This is a genomic window from Neisseria sp. P0007.S010, assembly GCF_051962875.1.
Lineage (GTDB): Bacteria > Pseudomonadota > Gammaproteobacteria > Burkholderiales > Neisseriaceae > Neisseria > Neisseria subflava_A.
Genome location: NZ_JBQCUX010000008.1, coordinates 31,037 through 49,857 on the forward strand (window position 1 = coordinate 31,037; position 18,821 = coordinate 49,857).

Annotated in this window: 19 protein-coding genes; 11 read left to right on the forward strand and 8 right to left on the reverse strand. The window is 48.7% G+C overall.

Annotated features, from left to right (window positions below; translation table 11 throughout):
• Positions 1-19: 19 nt before the first annotated feature.
• The 3 genes from ACTHR7_RS07145 to ACTHR7_RS07155 all read right to left on the reverse strand — a co-directional run bounded on the left by ACTHR7_RS07145 (position 20) and on the right by ACTHR7_RS07155 (position 2,348).
• Positions 20-949, reverse strand: a complete 930-nt coding sequence (locus ACTHR7_RS07145; RefSeq protein WP_003682934.1) for a CobW family GTP-binding protein — start codon at positions 947-949, stop codon at positions 20-22.
• Positions 937-1,410 (reverse strand): Fur family transcriptional regulator, encoded by a 474-nt coding sequence (locus ACTHR7_RS07150; RefSeq protein ID WP_049329244.1) that lies wholly within the window; start codon positions 1,408-1,410, stop codon positions 937-939. Before ACTHR7_RS07150 ends, ACTHR7_RS07145 begins: the two co-directional genes overlap by 13 nt.
• A gap of 113 nt (positions 1,411-1,523) precedes the next feature.
• Positions 1,524-2,348, reverse strand: a complete 825-nt coding sequence (locus ACTHR7_RS07155; RefSeq protein ID WP_440370571.1) for an SDR family oxidoreductase — start codon at positions 2,346-2,348, stop codon at positions 1,524-1,526.
• A gap of 132 nt (positions 2,349-2,480) precedes the next feature.
• On the opposite strand from ACTHR7_RS07155, the gene ACTHR7_RS07160 reads away from it, so the two are divergent.
• Together ACTHR7_RS07160 and ACTHR7_RS07165 are read left to right on the forward strand one after the other, a co-directional pair.
• Complete coding sequence (locus ACTHR7_RS07160) at positions 2,481-2,942, forward strand: c-type cytochrome (protein WP_070712045.1); 462 nt, start codon at positions 2,481-2,483, stop codon at positions 2,940-2,942.
• Between the two features lie 386 nt (positions 2,943-3,328).
• Positions 3,329-6,091 carry a TonB-dependent receptor domain-containing protein gene (locus ACTHR7_RS07165; RefSeq protein WP_107867659.1) on the forward strand — a complete coding sequence of 921 codons (2,763 nt, stop codon included), beginning with the start codon at positions 3,329-3,331 and terminating at the stop codon, positions 6,089-6,091.
• A gap of 149 nt (positions 6,092-6,240) precedes the next feature.
• Here ACTHR7_RS07165 and ACTHR7_RS07170 read toward each other — a convergent pair whose 3' ends face one another.
• A complete protein-coding gene (locus ACTHR7_RS07170) occupies positions 6,241-7,437 on the reverse strand; it encodes an acetate kinase (protein WP_440370572.1) in 1,197 nt (398 codons plus the stop codon).
• 235 nt (positions 7,438-7,672) lie between these two features.
• On the opposite strand from ACTHR7_RS07170, the gene ACTHR7_RS07175 reads away from it, so the two are divergent.
• The 9 genes from ACTHR7_RS07175 to trxA all read left to right on the forward strand — a co-directional run bounded on the left by ACTHR7_RS07175 (position 7,673) and on the right by trxA (position 15,917).
• Entirely contained in the window at positions 7,673-7,978 is a 306-nt protein-coding gene (locus ACTHR7_RS07175) for an HLGFF motif protein (RefSeq protein WP_440370573.1), read from the forward strand.
• A complete protein-coding gene (ccoS, locus tag ACTHR7_RS07180) occupies positions 7,978-8,166 on the forward strand; it encodes a cbb3-type cytochrome oxidase assembly protein CcoS (RefSeq protein ID WP_049323541.1) in 189 nt (62 codons plus the stop codon). The genes ACTHR7_RS07175 and ccoS overlap by 1 nt, the downstream gene beginning before the upstream one ends.
• A complete protein-coding gene (locus tag ACTHR7_RS07185; protein ID WP_440370574.1) occupies positions 8,163-9,479 on the forward strand; it encodes an MFS transporter in 1,317 nt (438 codons plus the stop codon). The genes ccoS and ACTHR7_RS07185 overlap by 4 nt, the downstream gene beginning before the upstream one ends.
• Before the next feature lie 322 nt (positions 9,480-9,801).
• Positions 9,802-10,782 (forward strand): DNA polymerase III subunit delta', encoded by a 981-nt coding sequence (locus ACTHR7_RS07190; protein WP_004520841.1) that lies wholly within the window; start codon positions 9,802-9,804, stop codon positions 10,780-10,782.
• Between the two features lie 10 nt (positions 10,783-10,792).
• The gene (locus tag ACTHR7_RS07195; protein WP_003682949.1) at positions 10,793-11,146 is read left to right on the forward strand and encodes a PilZ domain-containing protein; all 354 of its coding nucleotides are present in this window, start codon (positions 10,793-10,795) and stop codon (positions 11,144-11,146) included.
• A gap of 4 nt (positions 11,147-11,150) precedes the next feature.
• Positions 11,151-11,936 (forward strand): TatD family hydrolase, encoded by a 786-nt coding sequence (locus ACTHR7_RS07200; protein WP_440370575.1) that lies wholly within the window; start codon positions 11,151-11,153, stop codon positions 11,934-11,936.
• Between the two features lie 321 nt (positions 11,937-12,257).
• A complete protein-coding gene (locus ACTHR7_RS07205) occupies positions 12,258-13,811 on the forward strand; it encodes a fatty acid--CoA ligase (RefSeq protein WP_070824000.1) in 1,554 nt (517 codons plus the stop codon).
• A gap of 81 nt (positions 13,812-13,892) precedes the next feature.
• The gene (locus tag ACTHR7_RS07210) at positions 13,893-15,458 is read left to right on the forward strand and encodes an ABC transporter ATP-binding protein (protein WP_440370576.1); all 1,566 of its coding nucleotides are present in this window, start codon (positions 13,893-13,895) and stop codon (positions 15,456-15,458) included.
• Between the two features lie 126 nt (positions 15,459-15,584).
• Positions 15,585-15,917, forward strand: coding sequence for a thioredoxin TrxA (gene trxA / locus ACTHR7_RS07215; RefSeq protein ID WP_003681479.1), 333 nt, complete (start codon positions 15,585-15,587; stop codon positions 15,915-15,917).
• Between the two features lie 61 nt (positions 15,918-15,978).
• Here trxA and ACTHR7_RS07220 read toward each other — a convergent pair whose 3' ends face one another.
• The 4 genes from ACTHR7_RS07220 to ACTHR7_RS07235 form a co-directional block, all read right to left on the reverse strand.
• A complete protein-coding gene (locus ACTHR7_RS07220) occupies positions 15,979-16,296 on the reverse strand; it encodes a DUF2322 family protein (RefSeq protein ID WP_293206102.1) in 318 nt (105 codons plus the stop codon).
• 97 nt (positions 16,297-16,393) lie between these two features.
• Positions 16,394-17,020: a uracil phosphoribosyltransferase gene (upp, locus tag ACTHR7_RS07225; RefSeq protein WP_070712287.1), complete on the reverse strand. Its 627-nt coding sequence runs from the start codon at positions 17,018-17,020 to the stop codon at positions 16,394-16,396.
• A 146-nt stretch (positions 17,021-17,166) separates the two neighbouring features.
• Positions 17,167-17,478, reverse strand: coding sequence for a Grx4 family monothiol glutaredoxin (gene grxD / locus ACTHR7_RS07230; protein WP_003681608.1), 312 nt, complete (start codon positions 17,476-17,478; stop codon positions 17,167-17,169).
• Between the two features lie 87 nt (positions 17,479-17,565).
• Positions 17,566-18,816 carry a glutamate-5-semialdehyde dehydrogenase gene (locus ACTHR7_RS07235; protein ID WP_293206105.1) on the reverse strand — a complete coding sequence of 417 codons (1,251 nt, stop codon included), beginning with the start codon at positions 18,814-18,816 and terminating at the stop codon, positions 17,566-17,568.
• Between the last annotated feature and the right edge of the window lie 5 nt (positions 18,817-18,821).

Consider the following 18,821-nt stretch of genomic DNA (forward strand, 5'->3'; position numbering starts at 1 on the left):
TAAGCGTTTGGCCGATTATTTACTTCTCTAAGGCCTCCTGCAATTTCTTCTCAATTAAATCCGCGTCAAACGATTTGGCAATCAGCTCAAAGCGCGAGTCACGGCGCCACGAAACTTGGTTTGCGCCCCATTGACCGTCCACCCAGTTGAGCCATACCCATGTACCGAGCACTTGGAACACGCCTTTGGCGCGCACAAGGCCGTCTGTAAATTTAGGCAGGTCGTTGAAGAAATCGGTCAGTTTTTCACCGTCGAAATCACGTCCGGCAGGAAACGTGAAGCCTTGAGACTGGAAGCCCATGGTGTTGTCCGGCAGGGCTTTAAGGCGGTAGCGCGATTTTTCGACAACGGGAATATCAAGCCATTGGATGTCGAGTTGCGCATTTTGAACTTCAACCACTTTGGCTTTAGGCGGGAACAGCTTGGCCGCTTTATCGTGAAACTCGGCCAGCTGCTCGGGCGTGCACAAGTCTGTTTTGCTGGCGACCAATACGTCGCAAATGCCGATTTGGTCTTTATACAAGGCTTGTTGAGCGTAATCGGGATTAATGAATTGGCGTGGATCGACAACGGTAAAAACAGCGCCGATTTCCAACATGCTGTCGAGCGGCTTGGCTTTCAATTCGTCGATAACACTGGCGGCGTGCGCCAGGCCGCTGGCTTCAATCATCAAGCGGTCGGGTTGGGCATCGCGCAGCATTTTTTGTACGGTCGTACCCATTTGTGCGCCGGCAGTACAGCACAAACAGCCGCCGGCGATTTCTGCGACGGGAATGCCGTTGTCGCTCAAGACAGCGCCGTCAATGCCGATTTCGCCAAATTCGTTGACGATGATGACCCATTTTTCATTCGGATCTTTTTGCGCCATCAGACTTTTGAGTGCGGTGGTTTTGCCTGTTCCGAGGAAGCCTGAAATCAGGTGGACTTTAGTCTTTTTTACTTCTGACATTTTTTACAAATTCCTGTTAAAACAACATGTTCTTCTTTTAATGAGAAACCGGTTTCGGCCACGCCTGCACGCAATGCCGCCCATTCTTGGCTCAAGGTCTGCTCATCTGCCGTACCGCATTCGGTACAAACCAAAATAAACGCGCTGTGGTGCGCTTCGGCTTCTTCATGGTCATGGCAATGGTCGTTGCACTCATGCTGCGCATGGCTGCACAGAATATAGCCGTTGACCGCCGCCACTTTGTGCAAAACGCCCTGTTCCGCCCAAAAATCAAGGGCGCGGTAGGCCGTCGGCGGCGCAACCACGCCCTCGCTTTGCTGCTGCATCTGCGACAGAACGTTGTAGGCTTTAATCACGCCGCTTTGTTTCAAAACAATATCAAGCACTTGCTCGCGCAAAGCGGTTACCTGCACACCATCGCGCTGCGCTTGTTCTAAGATTTTTTGTTTGATTGCGTTCATAACTGAAACAGCCTTTCAGACGGCCTTGTTAATAAAAAATTACATTATAACGTGTTTGTTCAATTTCAGATAACAAAGAGGCCGTCTGAAACGTTCAGACGGCCTGATGCCCATCACTTAAACCAAGATTTAATTTTTCCAAACAAAGACATACTTTGTTTTTCAAACGTTTCTTTCTTCACCGGAGCAGGCGCGTCACGGTAAACTTTCATGCCTGCAAAGGTCTGGGCAACCGGCATGATTTCGATGGAATTGACGTTCATCCGCGCAGGACGTTGATAGAGCCATAAAGCGGTATCGGCAATATCTTGCGGCTGGATAAACTCGACATTCTCATAAACCTCGGCCGCACGCTGGTCGTCACCTTTGAAACGGACGTTGGAAAACTCGGTATCGCCGCACAAACCCGGTTCGATGTTGGTAATGCGGATATTTTTATCTGCCAATTCGGCGCGCAGGTTCATACTGAATTGGCGCACAAAAGCCTTGGTCGCGCCATAGACATTACTGCCGGAATAAGCATAACTGCCGGCAATCGAACCCAAATTGATGATATAGCCCTGTTTGCGCGCTACCATCTGCGGCAAAATCTGGCGGGTTAGAAAAGTCAGGCCGATGATATTGGTTTGAATCATGGTTTCCCAATCGCCAAAATCGGCTTTATCAGCGGAATCCAGACCTAAAGCCAAACCGGCGTTGTTGATCAGGCAATCGATTTCGGATAAATGCTCGGGCAGGCTGTTTAAAGCGTTTTGAATCGACTCTGTACGCGAAACATCCATTTCCAACGGGTAAAACTGCTCGCCCAATTCTTCTGCCAACTGCTGCAATTTGTCTTCGCGCCGTGCCGCGCCGATGACATGATAGCCTGCCGCAACAAAGGTTCGGCACATCGCCGCGCCGAATCCTGCCGATGCCCCGGTAATCAAAATTGCCATATCGTTTCCTTTCTATACTCGTTTCAGACTTGGGTTTAAGGTATGATAACGCCTTATCAGACGGCCTGAGTGTTTGGCCGGCTGATTTTAAATTTAACGATAATCATATCATCACAATAGGACACACTCCATATGAAAACCCGTTTTCTCCCTGTTGCTTTGGCAGCAGTGGCGCTTACCCTTTCCGCCTGCGGCGGCAGCGGCGCGCCTTCCCAGCCTAAAGGCCCTATTTCCGAAGACCGTACGGCCGCGTTCAAATCCATGATGCCCGAGTTTACCCGCATGGGCAAAATGGTCAAAGACGAAGAGCCTTACGACGTAGAAAAATTCAAACAAGCCGCCGCAACCTTCACTGAAAACAGCAAAAAACCATTCACCCTGTTTGAATCCGATCCTCAAGGCAATGGCCGCGCCCTGCCTGCCATCTGGACAGACACAGCAACATTCAAAGCCGAAGAAGAAAAATTCGTCGCTGCGGTTGAAAAACTCAACGCCGCTGCCCAAACCGGCAAATTGGAAGAAATCAAAGCCGCTTACGGCGAAACCGGTGCAAGCTGCAAATCTTGCCACGACACATTCCGCGGTCCGGAATAAGGCTTAAAACAATAAAGGCCGTCTGAAATATCATTTTCAGACGGCCTTTTCTTCAACTGACTTCAAACCTTTCTATATCAACTTTATATTTTGTATTTCATGTTTTTTTACCGGTTTCATTTGAAACCGACGGCTCAATTCACATATCGCAATCAAATTTTCTTCTTCCGGCTGTTTAAATTCAATTAAACCTCCCTTCTTCTCAACCACCCAAATTCAAATTCAGACCTGCTTTATCTTTTCAGCCAGATGAATCATATGCGGGTGGATTATCTTCTAAAACAAAATTTTACTTTATTTTTTAATAAATAAAAACCATTATTAAAATATTTGTAAAGTTTAATAATATGTTATAAAGTAGCGGCTTCGTTTCTGAGGTAACTATCATGAATCCGAATTTCAAATTAAATCTACTAACATTATCTTTACTGGCTATAACAAGTATCGCACACGCAGAAGAAGAGTTTTCAACTCAAGAGCTTGATGAAATTCAAGTCAAAGGTAAACACATTGCCAAAGAGAAAAAAGTTTTTACCGAAGGCCAAGCCAAAAGTTCGCGTGAACGCGTTTATCAATCCAGCGAAAACATCGATACCATCGTTCGGAGCATGCCCGGCGTTTTCACCCAACAAGACAAGGGATCGGGGGTATTGGCGGTCAATATCCGTGGCGATAGCGGTTTGGGACGTGTCAATACGATGGTTGACGGCGTAACCCAAACCTTCTATTCCACTTCTGCCGATGCCGGACGCAGTGGCAGCTCCTCACAATTCGGTACGGCACTGGATCCCAATTTTATTGCCGGCGTGGATGTAACCAAAGGTAGTTTCACAGGTGCCAACGGCATCAATACCTTATCCGGTACAGCCAATTTCCGTACTTTACGGGTAGACGATGTGGTACACGGAAACAATACCTTCGGCCTCTTGACCAAAGGATTGACCGGCACAAACAGCACCAAAAGCAACTTTATGGCAACCGGAGCAGTACAAAAATGGTTTGACAGCGGTGCGCGCCTTGGCGCGTTATATGGCTACAGCCACCGTAATGTCGAGCAAAACTATAAAGTAGGCGGCGGCGGTCAGCGTATCGGCAATTTTGGCGAAGAATATTTGGACCGTAAAAAACAAGAATATTTTGAACGCAACTTATTAAAATTCGACCAAGGGCAAAATCGTTGGGTTCGCGACTTTTCCAAGCGCAATGCGGTCGGTAAAAGCTATTGGGACTACCCTTTCTCCAAAAAATATAACGATCCTGAAGTTTTGCAAAGAGATTATGTCGATGACTTGGAAAGAGGCTGGAAAGAGAATTTGGCACCGCAATGGGATCTGACTCCAATCGACCCGACCAGCCTGCAACAACGCTCAAACAGCCATTTGGTCAAAGTGGAATACGAAAACGACAACAACAAGCTCGACCTTCAGCTTCGTACCATGAACAACCGTATCGGCAGCCGCAAAGTAGAAAACCGCAACTACCAAGCCAATTACAACTTAAACATTGGCGATTATGTCGATTTAAACGTGTTGGCCGCCCATAATTTGGGAAAACAAAAATATCCGAAAAACTCACGTTTTTCAGGATGGGGACTGCTTGATTATTTGGAAACCAAAAATACGGCCAATCTTTTGGATATCAACAACAGCTTTTCTTTCAAACTTCCCCAAAAAACAGATTTAAAAACTACTGTCGGTTTCAATTTCTTTAAAAACCAATACAGTAAAAACCGCTTTCCGGAAGAGCTGAGCCTGTTTTACGACGGCCCGGATCAAGATGCCGGCCTGTACAGCTTTTTAGGCCGCTTCAAAGGCGACAAAGGAATATTTCCTCAAAAATCAACCATATTGCAACCTTCAGGCCAGCAAAAATTCAATACGTTCTATTTTGATACTTCCTTGAAAAAAGGCATTTATCAATTGAATTACAGCGCCAATATGGTCAACTACCGCTACAAGGGCGAATATACCGACTACTTCAATACCCAAGAAGACTTTAAAAAAGCATTTGGAGAAGATTCTGAAATTTATAAACAGCATTGCACGCCAAGCTGCGACCTTTACGAACCGGTTTATACCAAATCCGGTAAAAAGCATGCGGTAAACCATTCGGTGGCATTAAACATCAATGTCAACGACTACTTTATGCCGTTTATCAGCTATTCGCGTACGCATAGAATGCCGAATATTCAAGAAATGTATTTTTCACAAATCGGCGACTCGGGCGTCAATACTGCCCTTAAGCCGGAACAGGCCAATACTTACCAAATAGGCTTCAATACCTTCAAAAAAGGGATTTTCAAGCCGGACGATGTATTGGGTTTCAAACTGGTCGCCTATCGCAGCAGGATAAACAACTATATCCACAATGTTTATGGCAAATGGTGGGATTTGGATAAAGCACCCAGCTGGGTAACCAGCACCGGCCTGCAATACTCTATCCAGCATCGAAACTATGCCAAACCTGTTCATAAAAATGGTTTGGAAGTGGAAATGAACTATGATTTCGGCCGCTTTTTTACAACCCTGTCTTACGCATATCAAAAAACCAACCAGCCGACCAATTATAGCGATGCCAGCGAATCGCCCCGCAACTCTTCTAAAGAAGACCAAATTAAACAGGGCTACGGCTTAAGCAAAATTTCACGCTTACCCCGAGATTATGGCCGTTTTGAATTAGGATCCCGATGGTTGGGCAACAAATTGACCATCGGCGGCATTATGCGCTATTACGGCAAAAGTACACGGGCGACGACTGAGGAGGAATTTGTTGACGGTACAACCGGCGCCAATACCTACTCTTCACATCAAATGGGCAGAAGAGTGATCAAAAAAACAGAAAGCATCAACAGACAGCCAATGATTTTTGATTTCTATGCCAATTATGAACCAAAGAAAAACCTTATTCTTCGTTTCGACATTCAAAATGCGTTCAATAAACGCTATGTCGATCCTTTGGATGCTGCAAACGATGCCGCAACCCAGCGCTATTTCAGCGTATTTGAAAGAAAAGGCGGTTGGGATGATGAAGAGGTCGAATGTGATGCCAACGGTTTATGCAATGGCAAATATGGCGGCACGACACGCTCCGTCTTGAACAACTACGCGCGCGGCAGGACTTTGCTGTTTACCATCAGTTATAAGTTCTAAACCTATCTATCAGTATTCTTAATATTGCACTGATTAAAAAGCCGACAAACACAATGTTTGCCGGCTTTTTTCAATATATTCTCAAAATTTTTTTCATCTATACACAACAAAAAACCTACCCTTGCGGGCAGGTTTTCAATAATGACGGATTACAGGCCGCTAAGACGGGCTGTATCGTGTGCAATCATCAATTCTTCATTGGTAGGAATCACAACGGCAACAGCTTTGCTGTCGGCAGTGGTAATCACACCGGCATTGCCGAAGCGGGCTTTCAGGTTGGCTTCTTGGTCGATGTACAGACCGAGGAAACCCAAGTAGCCCAATACACGTTCGCGGATGATGTCGGAGTTTTCACCGATACCGCCGGTGAAGACCAATGCGTCCAAACCGCCTGCCGCGACTGTCATGCTGCCGATGTATTTAGCCAAGCGGTAGATGAACATTTCCAAAGCCAGTTTGGCGCCTGGATGACCTTTTGCAGCTTCTTCTTCGATAGTACGGCAGTCATTGGACAAACCTGAAATACCGAGCAGACCTGATTTTTTGTTCAGCATGTCGGTGATTTGGGCGATGGTCATGTTGGCATTTTCAGCCAAGAAGCTGAAAACTGAAGGGTCGATATCGCCGCTGCGGGTACCCATGACCAAACCTTCCAGCGGAGTCAGACCCATGCTGGTATCGCGTGATTCGCCGTTGGCGACGGCGGTAATAGATGCGCCGTTACCCAAGTGGGCAATAACCATGCGCAAATCTTTTTTGTCTTTACCGAGGAAGCGTGCGGTTTCGTCGGCAACGAAGCGGTAGCTGGTACCGTGCGCGCCGTAGCGGCGCAAGCCGTATTTTTCATACAATTCATGTGGAACAGCGTATTTGTAAGCGTGTTCAGGCATGGTTTGATGGAAGGCGGTGTCAAATACGACAACGTTCGGCAGACCTTTGAAAATGGTCTGTGCGGCACGCAGGCCCAAAAGGTGGGCAGGGTTGTGCAAAGGAGCGAGCGGAATGCATTTTTCAATACCGGCAATGACTTCGTCGTCAACCAAAATAGATTCTTTATACAATTCGCCGCCGCTGACGACACGGTGGCCGATGGCGCCGATACGGCTGTCGAGGCCGTGGGCTTTGAGCTCGTCCATCAGGGCTTCTACCGCGCCGGTATGGTCTGGCTTGGCAGCCAATTCAACTTTATGTTTTTCGCCGTTGAATTTGAAGGTGATGTAGGCATCAGGCAGATTGAGTTTTTCTGCCAGGCAGCTCAGCAATACTTCGCCGCTGTCGTTATCCAATACGGCACCTTTAAGGGAAGAGCTGCCGCAGTTCAAAACCAAGATTAACTTTTGTGTCATTTTTATGCTCCTTGAGGTTTCAGACGGCCTTTTGGTCGGGATCTTACTGCTGCTCCGGCTGGGTTGCATCCGCTGAGGGACGTAGTGGGTAGCGGTCTGAACAGATTAACAAAGTAAACGACCCATTCTATCAAAAAATGTAATCGGCTGCTTGACTTAATATTTGATGTAAAATGGACGGAATTTTATTTTAGGCCGTCTGAAAAAATGACGGCGGTTTTGAAGATTTCCCGATATGCATTATTTCAGTATCCACACTCAAGACGGCGAACACGCCGGATTTTTTATTATGTTGGCAGACGATGAGTCGCAAAATCCGCCGCAAAGCGGACGCTTTGTAATCAAGCTGCAAAGCGAAGATGCAGCCGAAGCGGCGGTATTGTCGCCTTTTGAGCAAACCGATATCCCGCAATACTGGCGAGTGGTTAAAGACCGTATCGAATTGTTTTTTGACGATAAAAACATCGGTGCGTTGCGCAACGAGTATCTAACCATCAGCGGTAAAACCTTTATCCTGACCGATTTGACCGGAGCGATGTAATGGAAAGTATGTTTATCCTTGTCCCCATCAGCATTATTTTGGCCTTTATCATCGGCTGGTTTTTCTGGTGGTCGGGTAAAAACGGACAGTTTGACGACCTTGAAGGCCCTGCGCACCGCATTTTGATGGACGACGACTCCACTGAAAAACTGATCGAAAAAGACGAAGACAAAGAATCCGAACAATGAGCCTTAAAAAAGACAATCTGAATTTCCACACGACCCGCCGTTTTGCGCCGCTCTTTGGGACGCAGTTTTTGGGCGCGTTTAACGATAATGTGTTCAAAACCGCATTATTCGTGATGATCAGTTTTTACGGTTTGGGCAAAAACGACTTTCTGCCGTCCAGCCAAATGCTGAACTTGGGCGCGATGCTGTTTATCCTGCCCTATTTCCTGTTTTCCGCGCTGTCAGGACAGCTGAGCAACAAATTCGACAAAGCCGTTTTGGCGCGCTGGATCAAGCTGTTGGAAATCATCATTATGGCAGTGGCGGCATATGGCTTCTACATCCAATCCGCGCCTTTACTTTTAATCTGCCTGTTTTGCATGGGTACGCAATCAACCTTGTTCGGCCCGCTGAAATATGCCATTTTGCCCGATTACCTCAACGACAAAGAGCTGATTATGGGCAACAGCCTGATTGAATCGGGTACGTTTATTGCCATTTTGCTCGGCCAAATTTTGGGCACGGCAGTCGCAGGCGTTCCACCGTATATTGTTGGCAGTTTGGTGTTATTGGTCGCTATCGGCGGCACGATGACCAGCCTGTTTATGCCGTCTGTAGCCGCTAAAATGCCGGACACAAAAATTGAATGGAACATCATCAAAGGCACGAATTCGCTGATTCGTGAAGCTGCGGCCGACCGCCCTGTATTCACTTCCATCATCGGTATTTCATGGTTTTGGTTTGTCGGCTCGGTTTATACCACCCAACTGCCGACGTTCACGCAAATCCATTTGGGCGGCAACGATAATGTGTTCAACCTGATGTTGGCGTTGTTCTCCATCGGCATCGCCATCGGCTCGGTGTTATGCGCCAAACTCAGCCACGAGCGCCTAATTTTGGGCTTAGTCACCATCGGCACCCTGGGGCTAACGGTCTGTGGATTATTGTTGGTATGGCTGACCCAAGGCCAACGCTTTACCGAATTAAACGGCATTATTTGGTTCTTATCGCAAGCCAAGGCGTATCCGATTATGCTCGTCATGTCGGCCATCGGCTTTTTCGGCGGCTTTTTCTCCGTACCGCTCTACACTTGGCTGCAAACCGCCAGCAGCGAAACCTTCCGCGCCCACGCCGTCGCCGCCAACAACATCATCAACGGCGTGTTTATGGTGTCGGCCGCTATTTTGAGCGCGGTTTTGCTGATGTTGTTCGACAGCATTACCCTGCTGTATTTGATTGTTGCCGTGGGTAATCTTCCGTTGATTGTTTACCTCATCAAACGGGAACCGAAATTTATCGGGGATTTGACCGCCTTGTTGAAAATCAAAAAATAAGGCCGTCTGAAATGTATCCCCACCATGCACATTTTCCCTGTTCAATCGCGTGGACAGCTTGTGCATAAATCAGATTACTGTCTGATTTAACATTAAAAAACAGGACTGACTAAATTTTAAGCACAACTTTACCGCCGGACAGAATACACATTTTCCCCAAACAAGCGTGTGCAAAGGCTGTGAATAAGTCGGCTTAATGTTTGATATTTCAAAACAAAACGATATTTGATTAATTTTTAGGCAGTTAATAAAAGGCTGTCTGAAAACTTTTTCAGACGGCCTGAGCGTATAATAACTACCTACCTTATAGTTCCCAAACGATATGATTTATCCATGGCATGAAACCCAATGGCAACAGCTCGCCGCTCATTGGCAAAACCGACCTAACGCTTGGCTGTTTACCGGCAAAGAAAATACCGGCAAAACCGAGTTTGCCCGCTTTGTCGCGCAGGCATTGCTGTGCGAATCACCCAAGTCCGGACATGAACCCTGCGGCGAGTGCGCTTCGTGCCATTTATTCAGCCAAAACACGCATCCCGACTTTTACGAACTCACGCCGGAAATTCCCGAAGGCGAGGCAATAGGCCGCAAACTCCTGCAAATCAAAATCGATGCCGTGCGCGATATTGTGGAAAACATTTATCTGACCGCTGTCCGAGGCGGCCTGCGCGTGGTATTGGTACATCCGGCTGAAAGCATGAATACACAGGCGGCAAACGGTTTGTTGAAAGCTTTGGAAGAGCCGCCGCAACACGTTGTTTTCCTGCTCGTTACCCACGCGCGCGACAAACTCCTGCCCACCATTAAAAGCCGTTGCCGCCAGATGGTGCTGCCCTCGCCGACCCATGAACAAGCTGCGGCATATCTGCGTCAACAGGGCGTGGAAAATGCCGAAGCCTTGTTGGCATTCCACAGCGGCGCGCCTTTATTCACACCGACTCCCGAATTGGACGCATTGCGCGAAGAGTTGCTGACGCTGCTGGCTGCCCCGCGCCTGTTGGCCATACTCGACTACGCCGCTGCGTTCGACAAACAAAAACAACCGCTGGCCGTTTTCATCGACTGGCTGCAAAAGTGGCTGACGGATGTCGGCTTGGCACAACAAAGCATGGCGCCGCTTTATTATCCGCACCATGCCCAAGCCCTGCTTCAGACGGCCTCCAAAACCGATTCACGCAGGCTGTTTGCCCTATTGGGCCGTCTGAACGCGCTCAACCCTTACGGATACCATACCTTGAGTGTTAAAATGCAGCTTGAGTATCTGCTTATCGAATATTTAGATTTTTGGCAAAACAAACCCTAACAGGTAATAAATGATGAATAAAAAAGACATTCCGGCGAAGATGTTGGCTTTGCAACTCAAAGACCCCAATCTGTTGTACAACTGCTATATGCCGTTTTTAGAACACGGCGGCCTGTTCGTGCCGACCGATGACGTATTCTCCCTAGGCGAAGACATTCTCTTGGCCGTCGAAATCGCCGACTATCCCAAACGCTTCCTGCCAACCAAAGTCGTTTGGATCAATCCGGCGCGCACCTCGGCCCACCGCCCCAAAGGCGTAGGCCTTGCCTTTTCCGAACACGAAAGCTGCCTGCAGGCAAAAAACCTGATCGAAGCCGAGCTCGGTCCGCGCCTGCGCAGCGACCGCACTACTTTTACCCTGTAATACCATGCATTTAATCGATTCACATTGCCATCTCAACTTTGACGGCCTAAAAGACCGCCTGTCCGAAGTCTTTGCCAATATGGAAGTGCAAAGCGTCAAACAGGCGCTTGCCATCAGCGTCAGCAAACAAAGTTTTGCCGAAGTTTTCGACATTGCCCAGGCGCACGACCACATCTATTGCACCATCGGCGTACATCCCGACAGCCAAGAAGCGGAGGAATTTACCATTGCCGAAATGGTAGAAGCGGCCAAACATCCCAAAATCGTCGGCATCGGCGAAACCGGTTTGGACTATTACTGGTGCAAAGGCGATTTGTCATGGCAGCATCAACGCTTTGCCGACCATATCCAAGCCGCCAACGAAAGCGGCCTGCCCGTTATCGTCCACACGCGCGATGCAGCCGAAGACACGTTGCGGATTTTGAAAGAATGCCACACCAACTCCGGCGTGATTCACTGTTTCTCCGAAGATATCGCCTTTGCCAAAGCTGCTTTGGATTTGGGCATGTATATCTCCTTCTCCGGCATTGTGACGTTTAAAAACGCGCCTCTGATTCAGGAAGCCGCCAAATACGTCCCTACCGATAGAATCTTGGTAGAAACCGATGCGCCTTTCCTCGCGCCGGTTCCCAAACGCGGCAAACAAAACGAGCCTTCCTACGTCCGCTATACGGCCGAGTTCTTAGCCAATCTGCGTGGCGAGAGCTTGGAAACATTGGCACAAAACACCAGCGACAATTTCTATCGCCTGTTTAAGAAAGTACCCGATGGCCGTCTGAACAATGGCTAGGTCTCAAAGTCTCTAAACATTGGCTCTGCCAATCCGTCATCAGGATTCTGCCTCAAACTCAACGGTAAACTCAAAATGGCTTGAGACAGAAACGCAATCGGCTTGCGCTATCTTCCGAACGGCAGACTTTTGAAGAATGGGAATATTCCCATCAACAGAATAAATAAGTTTAAATTCAAAATATTGCTTTCCTAAGCCCAGCAAAGCGCAAGGCCGTCTGAAAGTATTTTCAGACGGCCTCTTGCTTATTTTACCGATAGGATGTAAAACCTATCCTTCGAAATAAACGGTTCATCGAAACCGTACATCAATCGACACAATATGGACACAAACTCCGAAATGCACACCCACCCTAATTTTTACGCTATGCTGACTGCAGCCTGCCAAAAAAACGGTAAAGGCACAGTCATTTTCAACGACAAAGAAAAAATCAGCTATTCCTCCCTCAAACGCGAAGTAGAAACCGTCGCCGCCTATCTGCAACACGAAGGCGTACAATATGGCGACAGGGTTGCCCTTGTCGTTTCCAATTCTCCCGAATTTATTGCCGCCTATTTCGCCATTACTTCCATCGGCGCGGTAGCCGTCCCACTCAACGTCTTTTTGAAAAGCGAAGAATTTTCCTACATCCTCAATGACTGCGGCGCACGCTTCATGTTTGCCTCCGCGCCGTTGGCCAAAGAACTCAAAAACATCAAAGCCAAAACCAAAGTCAATAAAATCATCTGGATTGGCGAAACCAAAGCTGCCAGTAGTGATGACAGCTATTTCGATGCCGCGCGAACATTCCCCGGCAAACCGAATCTGAGCCGTCAGCCGTCTGCCAACGATTTGGCGCACATTATCTACACCTCCGGCACAACCGGCCACCCAAAAGGCGCATTAATCAGTTACAGCAACCTGTTTTCCAACCTTTCAGGCATCGAACAAATTTTCCAAATTTCGCAAAAAGACCGCTTCGTCGTCTTCTTGCCCATGTTCCACAGCTTTACGCTGACCGCCATGGTTTTGCTGCCGATATATCAAGCCTGCTCGATTATTTTGGTCAAATCCGTCTTCCCGTTCTCCAACGTGTTGAAACAGGTTTTACTCAAACGCGCTACCATTTTCCTCGGCGTACCGGCCATTTACACCGCCATGAGCAAAACTAAAATCCCTTGGTATTTCAGATGGTTCAACCGCGTCCGTCTGTTTATTAGCGGCGGTGCGCCTCTGGCCGGACAAACCATCGACGACTTTAAAGCCAAATTCCCGCGCGCCAAATTGCTGGAAGGCTACGGCTTGAGCGAATGCTCGCCCGTTGTGGCCGTCAATACACCCGAACGCCAAAAAACCGCCAGCGTCGGCGTCGCCCTGCCCGGCCTGACCGTGAAAGCCGTCGATGACGAATTGGTCGAAGTGCCGCGCGGCGAAGTGGGCGAACTCATCATCAAAGGCGGCTCGGTCATGCAAGGCTACCTCAATATGCCTGACGCCACAGATGAAACCATTGTCAACGGTTGGCTGAAAACCGGAGACTTCGTCACCATAGACGAAGACGGCTTTATCTTCATCGTCGACCGCAAAAAAGACCTGATTATCTCCAAAGGCCAAAACGTCTATCCGCGTGAAATCGAGGAAGCCATTTACAAACTCGAAGCTGTGGAAGCCACTGCCGTAATCGGCGTGAGAGACCAATACGCCGATGAAGAAATCATTGCCTTTATCCAACTCAAAGAAGGCATGAAACTGGAAGAAGCCGAAGTCCGCAGCCACCTGCGCGGCCTGTTGGCAAACTTTAAAATCCCCAAACAAGTCATCTTCCAAGACGAGCTGCCGCGCAATGCCACCGGCAAAGTATTAAAACGCAAACTCAAAGAACAGTTTCAAGACTAAACCGCTGTTTCAGACGGCCCCTTGATTCATGCAGGCCGTCTGAAAATCTGTCATCAACAAACTTTTCAGACGGCCACGACCATGACTACACCTATACTCGAAATCGAAAACCTAAACGGCTCCTTTCCGAGCAAACAAGTTTTGTACGATATCAACCTTACCCTGCAACCCGGCCGCAAACTGGCATTGGTCGGCGAGAGCGGCAGCGGCAAAACCGTATTGTCGCAAGGCATTATGCGCCTCAATCCGATGGTTAGCTTTGAAGGCAGTCTGAAATATTGCGGAACCGATCTGCTGACCCAGCCCGAACGCGCCCTGCAAAAACTGCGCGGCCGCGAAATCGGCATGGTATTTCAAGAACCCATGACCGCCCTCAACCCCGTCATGCGCGTCGGCGAACAAATCGCCGAAGTCCTGACCCTGCATTTGGGTTTGGATAAAAAACAGGCATGGGCGCGCGCTATCGAACTCTTGGACGAAACCGGCATCCACCAGCCCGAGCAAAAAGCCCAGGCCTACCCTTTCCAACTTTCCGGCGGCCAACGCCAACGCGCCATGATTGCCATGGCCGTATCAGCCCAGCCTAAGCTCCTGATTGCCGACGAACCGACCACTGCTTTGGACGTTGCCGTCCAAGCCCAAATCCTCGACCTGCTCTCACGTCTGCAGGAGGAACACGGCATGACCATGCTCTACATTACGCACGACTTGAACCTTGTGCGCCGTTTTGCCGACGATGTCGCCGTTATGCGCAACGGCCGTATCCTCGAAACCGGCAAAGCAACCGAAGTCTTCGCCAATCCGCAGCACGAATACACCAAAATGTTGCTCAACGCAGGCACAACACGCCGAGTGGCTCCTTTGCCTGAAAACCCTGCTACCGTCCTTAAGGCCGAACAAATCGCCTTCTCCGTCAAAGAATCAGACGGCTGGTTTAAAAAACGAGACAAAACCATTCTCAACCCCGTTTCTTTCGATCTCAAATCGGGGGAAACATTGGGTATCATCGGCGAAAGTGGTTGCGGCAAAACCACGCTGGCAAAAGCCGTTATGCACCTTATCGATTCCGAAGGCAGCCTACACATCAACGGCGAGCAATGGAGACATGAATTGCGCCACGAAATCCAAATGGTATTCCAAGACCCGTTCGGCGCATTCAATCCGCGCATGAACGTCTTCGATACCGTTTCCGAAGCCTTGCGCGTTCACGAACCTGAAATGCCGCGCGAAGAAATGCGCCGTCGCGTCGAAGAAGTCCTTAAACAAGTCGGCCTGCCCGAAGATGCACTCGAACGCTATCCGCACGCATTCTCCGGCGGCCAGCGCCAACGCCTCGCCATCGCCCGCGCCATCATTGTCCGCCCAAAAATCCTCGTATTGGATGAACCAACCAGCGCGCTTGATGTCCAATGGCAACAACAAATCCTTGAATTGCTCAGCAGCCTGCAAAAAGAATACGGCCTCGCCTTCATCATCATCAGCCACGACCTCGCCGTCATCCGCGCCATTTCCCACCGCGTGATGGTGTTGAAAGACGGCAAAGTCGTTGAGGAAGGCGAATGCGAAAACGTGTTTGCCAATCCAAGCAGCGACTATACGCGCCATTTGATTGCACACTCCGGCCACATGGTTCAAGAGGCCGTCTGAATCTTTAAGGATTACGATAGGCACATTTCAAAAAAACTATTACCGGGTGGCGGCACTTGAAATTTTCCCTGTCTGCCACTATTCTGAACAACGTATTTATTAATCCCGATTTAAAAGGAAACAAACATGAGCAGCGAATTGATTATCCACGCCAGCGATGCCAGCTTCGAACAAGACGTTTTGAAATCCGACGTACCTGTATTGCTGGACTTCTGGGCACCATGGTGCGGCCCTTGCAAAATGATTGCCCCAATCTTGGACGACATCGCCTCCGAATTCCAAGGCCGTCTGAAAGTCGTTAAAATCAACATCGACGACAATGAAGCCACTCCTGCCAAATTTGGCGTTCGCGGCATCCCTACCCTGATGGTGTTCAAAAACGGCGAAAACGTTGCCACTAAAGTCGGCGCATTGGCTAAAGGTCAACTGACTGCATTCGTTGAAGCTTCTATCGCTTAAGGCTTTAAGCATATAAAAAGGCCGTCTGAAAATTGTTTTCAGACGGCCTTTTTTGTATTCATTAAGCAGCCAATGGTTTCAAAGTCAGGCTGATATTGTCAGCTTTCACTTTAAACAGCAAATCAATATTCGGATGTTTACCCGGATTGGCTTCGGCATCGGCAACATGTTCGGCAAACCATGCCAGGCCGCGTTCTGCTGCCGCTGCATCCAGCTTGCTGTCAAACTCTTGTGCCAAAGCATAGTAAAGCTTGAGCGAGCCTTGTTTACCGGTCGCATTGGGAATGTGATGAACCACATTGCCCTCTTTATCGAGAATATCCAAGCCACTCAAATGGTCGATGGCAGGCATAGTGGCCAGATTATCTTGGAAGCTCATGATTGTCCTTTCTGATGTGGGTTTTAAAACAAACCATATAACAAGGCCGTCTGAAAGTTGATGTTTGACACTTTTCAGACGGCCTTAAACATTTCAATTAACGTGTACCGAAAATCTTATCGCCGGCATCGCCCAAGCCTGGGATGATGTAGCCGTGTTCGTTCAAGTGGCTGTCGAGCGCGGCAGTGTAGATGGTTACATCAGGATGCGCGTCATTAACGGCTTTCACGCCTTCCGGAGCGGCAACCAATACCAATGCTTTGATATTGCTGCAACCTTTGGCTTTCAGAAGGTCGATGGTCGCAACCATAGAGCCGCCGGTCGCCAACATTGGGTCGATAATCAGTGCGGGACGTTCGTCCATGCTGTCGACAAATTTTTCAAAATAAGAAACCGGTTTCAAAGTTTCTTCATCGCGCTGCAAGCCGACAACGCTGATTTTGGCAGTCGGAATCAGGTCGAGTACGCCGTCGAGCATACCCAAACCGGCACGCAAAATCGGGACGACGGTCAGCGTTTTGCCTTTGATGCGGTCGCCTTCAATAGAGCCGCACCAGCCGTCAATAATGTATTTTTCGGTTTCAAAGTCACGGCTGGCCTCATATGCCATCAGACGTGCCAACTCGGTGGTAAGCGTGCGGAATTTGTAAGTGCTGCAATCCGCTTCACGCATCAGCGTGAGTTTGTGGCGGACTAAAGGGTGGTTGATAACGGTAACGTTCATGTTGATTTTCCGAATTGCGTTGATGGAGGGGGATTATACTTTTTTTCGCATGGCGCGCAAAGTGCGTATTTATGCGAAAGGCCGTCTGAATCAGGGTTTCAGACGGCCTTTGTCAACAATTTTACATTACGGAATATTGTAGATGATTAAGCTTTCAGCAATTCTTGCAGTTCGCCGGCTTCGTACATTTCCATCAAAATGTCAGAACCGCCGACAAATTCGCCGTTGACGTACAGTTGAGGAATAGTCGGCCAGTCGCTGTATTCTTTAATGCCTTGGCGTACGGCATCGTTTTCCAATACGTTGACAGTCACATAGTCGGTGCAACCTGCCGCATTCAGGATTTGTACGGCGCGGGAAGAGAAGCCGCATTGTGGGAACTGCTTCGTGCCTTTCATGAACAATACGACGCGGTGGGTGGTTACGACTTCTTTGATTTGATCGTGGATAGAGGACATGTGTGTTCCTTTTACTAAATCGGTTGTTCGGGGAAAATCAAATTTCCCGCCATTATACGCAAATTGATGGAATTGAGGGGGTGTTTCTCAACGTCGGATCTGACCGTTGCCGTTGATATAAAATTTGGTCGAAGTCAGCGCTTCCAAACCCATCGGGCCGCGGGCGTGCATTTTTTGGGTGGAAATACCGATTTCCGCGCCCAATCCGAAAACAAAGCCGTCGGTAAACCGAGTGGACGCATTGACATAAACCGCCGCTGCATCAATGCTTTCTTGAAAAAACTCGGCATGGGCAATGCTTTGGGTCACAATCGCTTCCGAGTGATGCGTCGTATGGTCGTTAATCCAATCGACGGCTTCTTCCACCGATTTCACTGTCTTGACCGACATAATATAGTCAAGAAACTCGGTACTGTAATCTTCCTCGGTTGCCAAAACAGTATTTTTAAACATACGCAGTGCTTCCTGATCGGCTCTAAATTCGACCGGATGCACTTTGGCAACTGCTTCTTCCAGTTTGGGCAAAAACGCCTCCGCTATCTTTTCGTGGACAACCAAAGATTCAGCTGCATTGCACACGCTCGGACGCTGCGTTTTGGCGTTCACGACGATATCGACTGCCATCTCCAAATCGGCACTGTCGTCCACATAAATATGGCAATTACCGACTCCGGTTTCAATGACGGGAACTTTCGATTTCTCTTTCACCGTCTGAATCAAGCGCGCGCCGCCGCGCGGAATCAGCACATCAATATAATCGATTGCCTGCATCAATTCCTCGGCAGCGGCATGACTGGTATCTTCAACCAGCTGCACTACATCGGCATCCATTCCCGCTTTTACCAAAGCCTGCCTGATGACGGCAATCAATGCGGTATTTGAATGGATCGCGTCGCGACCGCCACGCAAAATAATGGCATTGCCGGTTTTAAAGGCCAGAGAGAACGCATCAACTGAAACATTGGGGCGGCTTTCAAAAATCATGGCAACCACGCCCAAAGGCACGCGTTTCTGAACAATCTTCAAACCGTCCAGATTGGTATAGCCGCGGACAACCTGCCCAATCGGGTCCTGTAAATCGGCAACCTGCCCAACGCCTTCCGCAATGCCTTTGATGCGTTCATGATTCAAGCGCAGCCTGTCGAGCATAATGTCCGAAATGCCGTTTTCTTTTGCAGCGGCCAAATCGCGGGCATTTTCCGCCAAAATTATCTCAGCCTGTTCAACCAACGCCGTTGCGACCTGACGCAGCAGATTGTTTTTTTCTACGCTTCCCAAGCTGATTAACGTTTTACTGGCTTTTTGGGCATTCTTGCCCAACTGTTCGATATAGCTCATCAAAC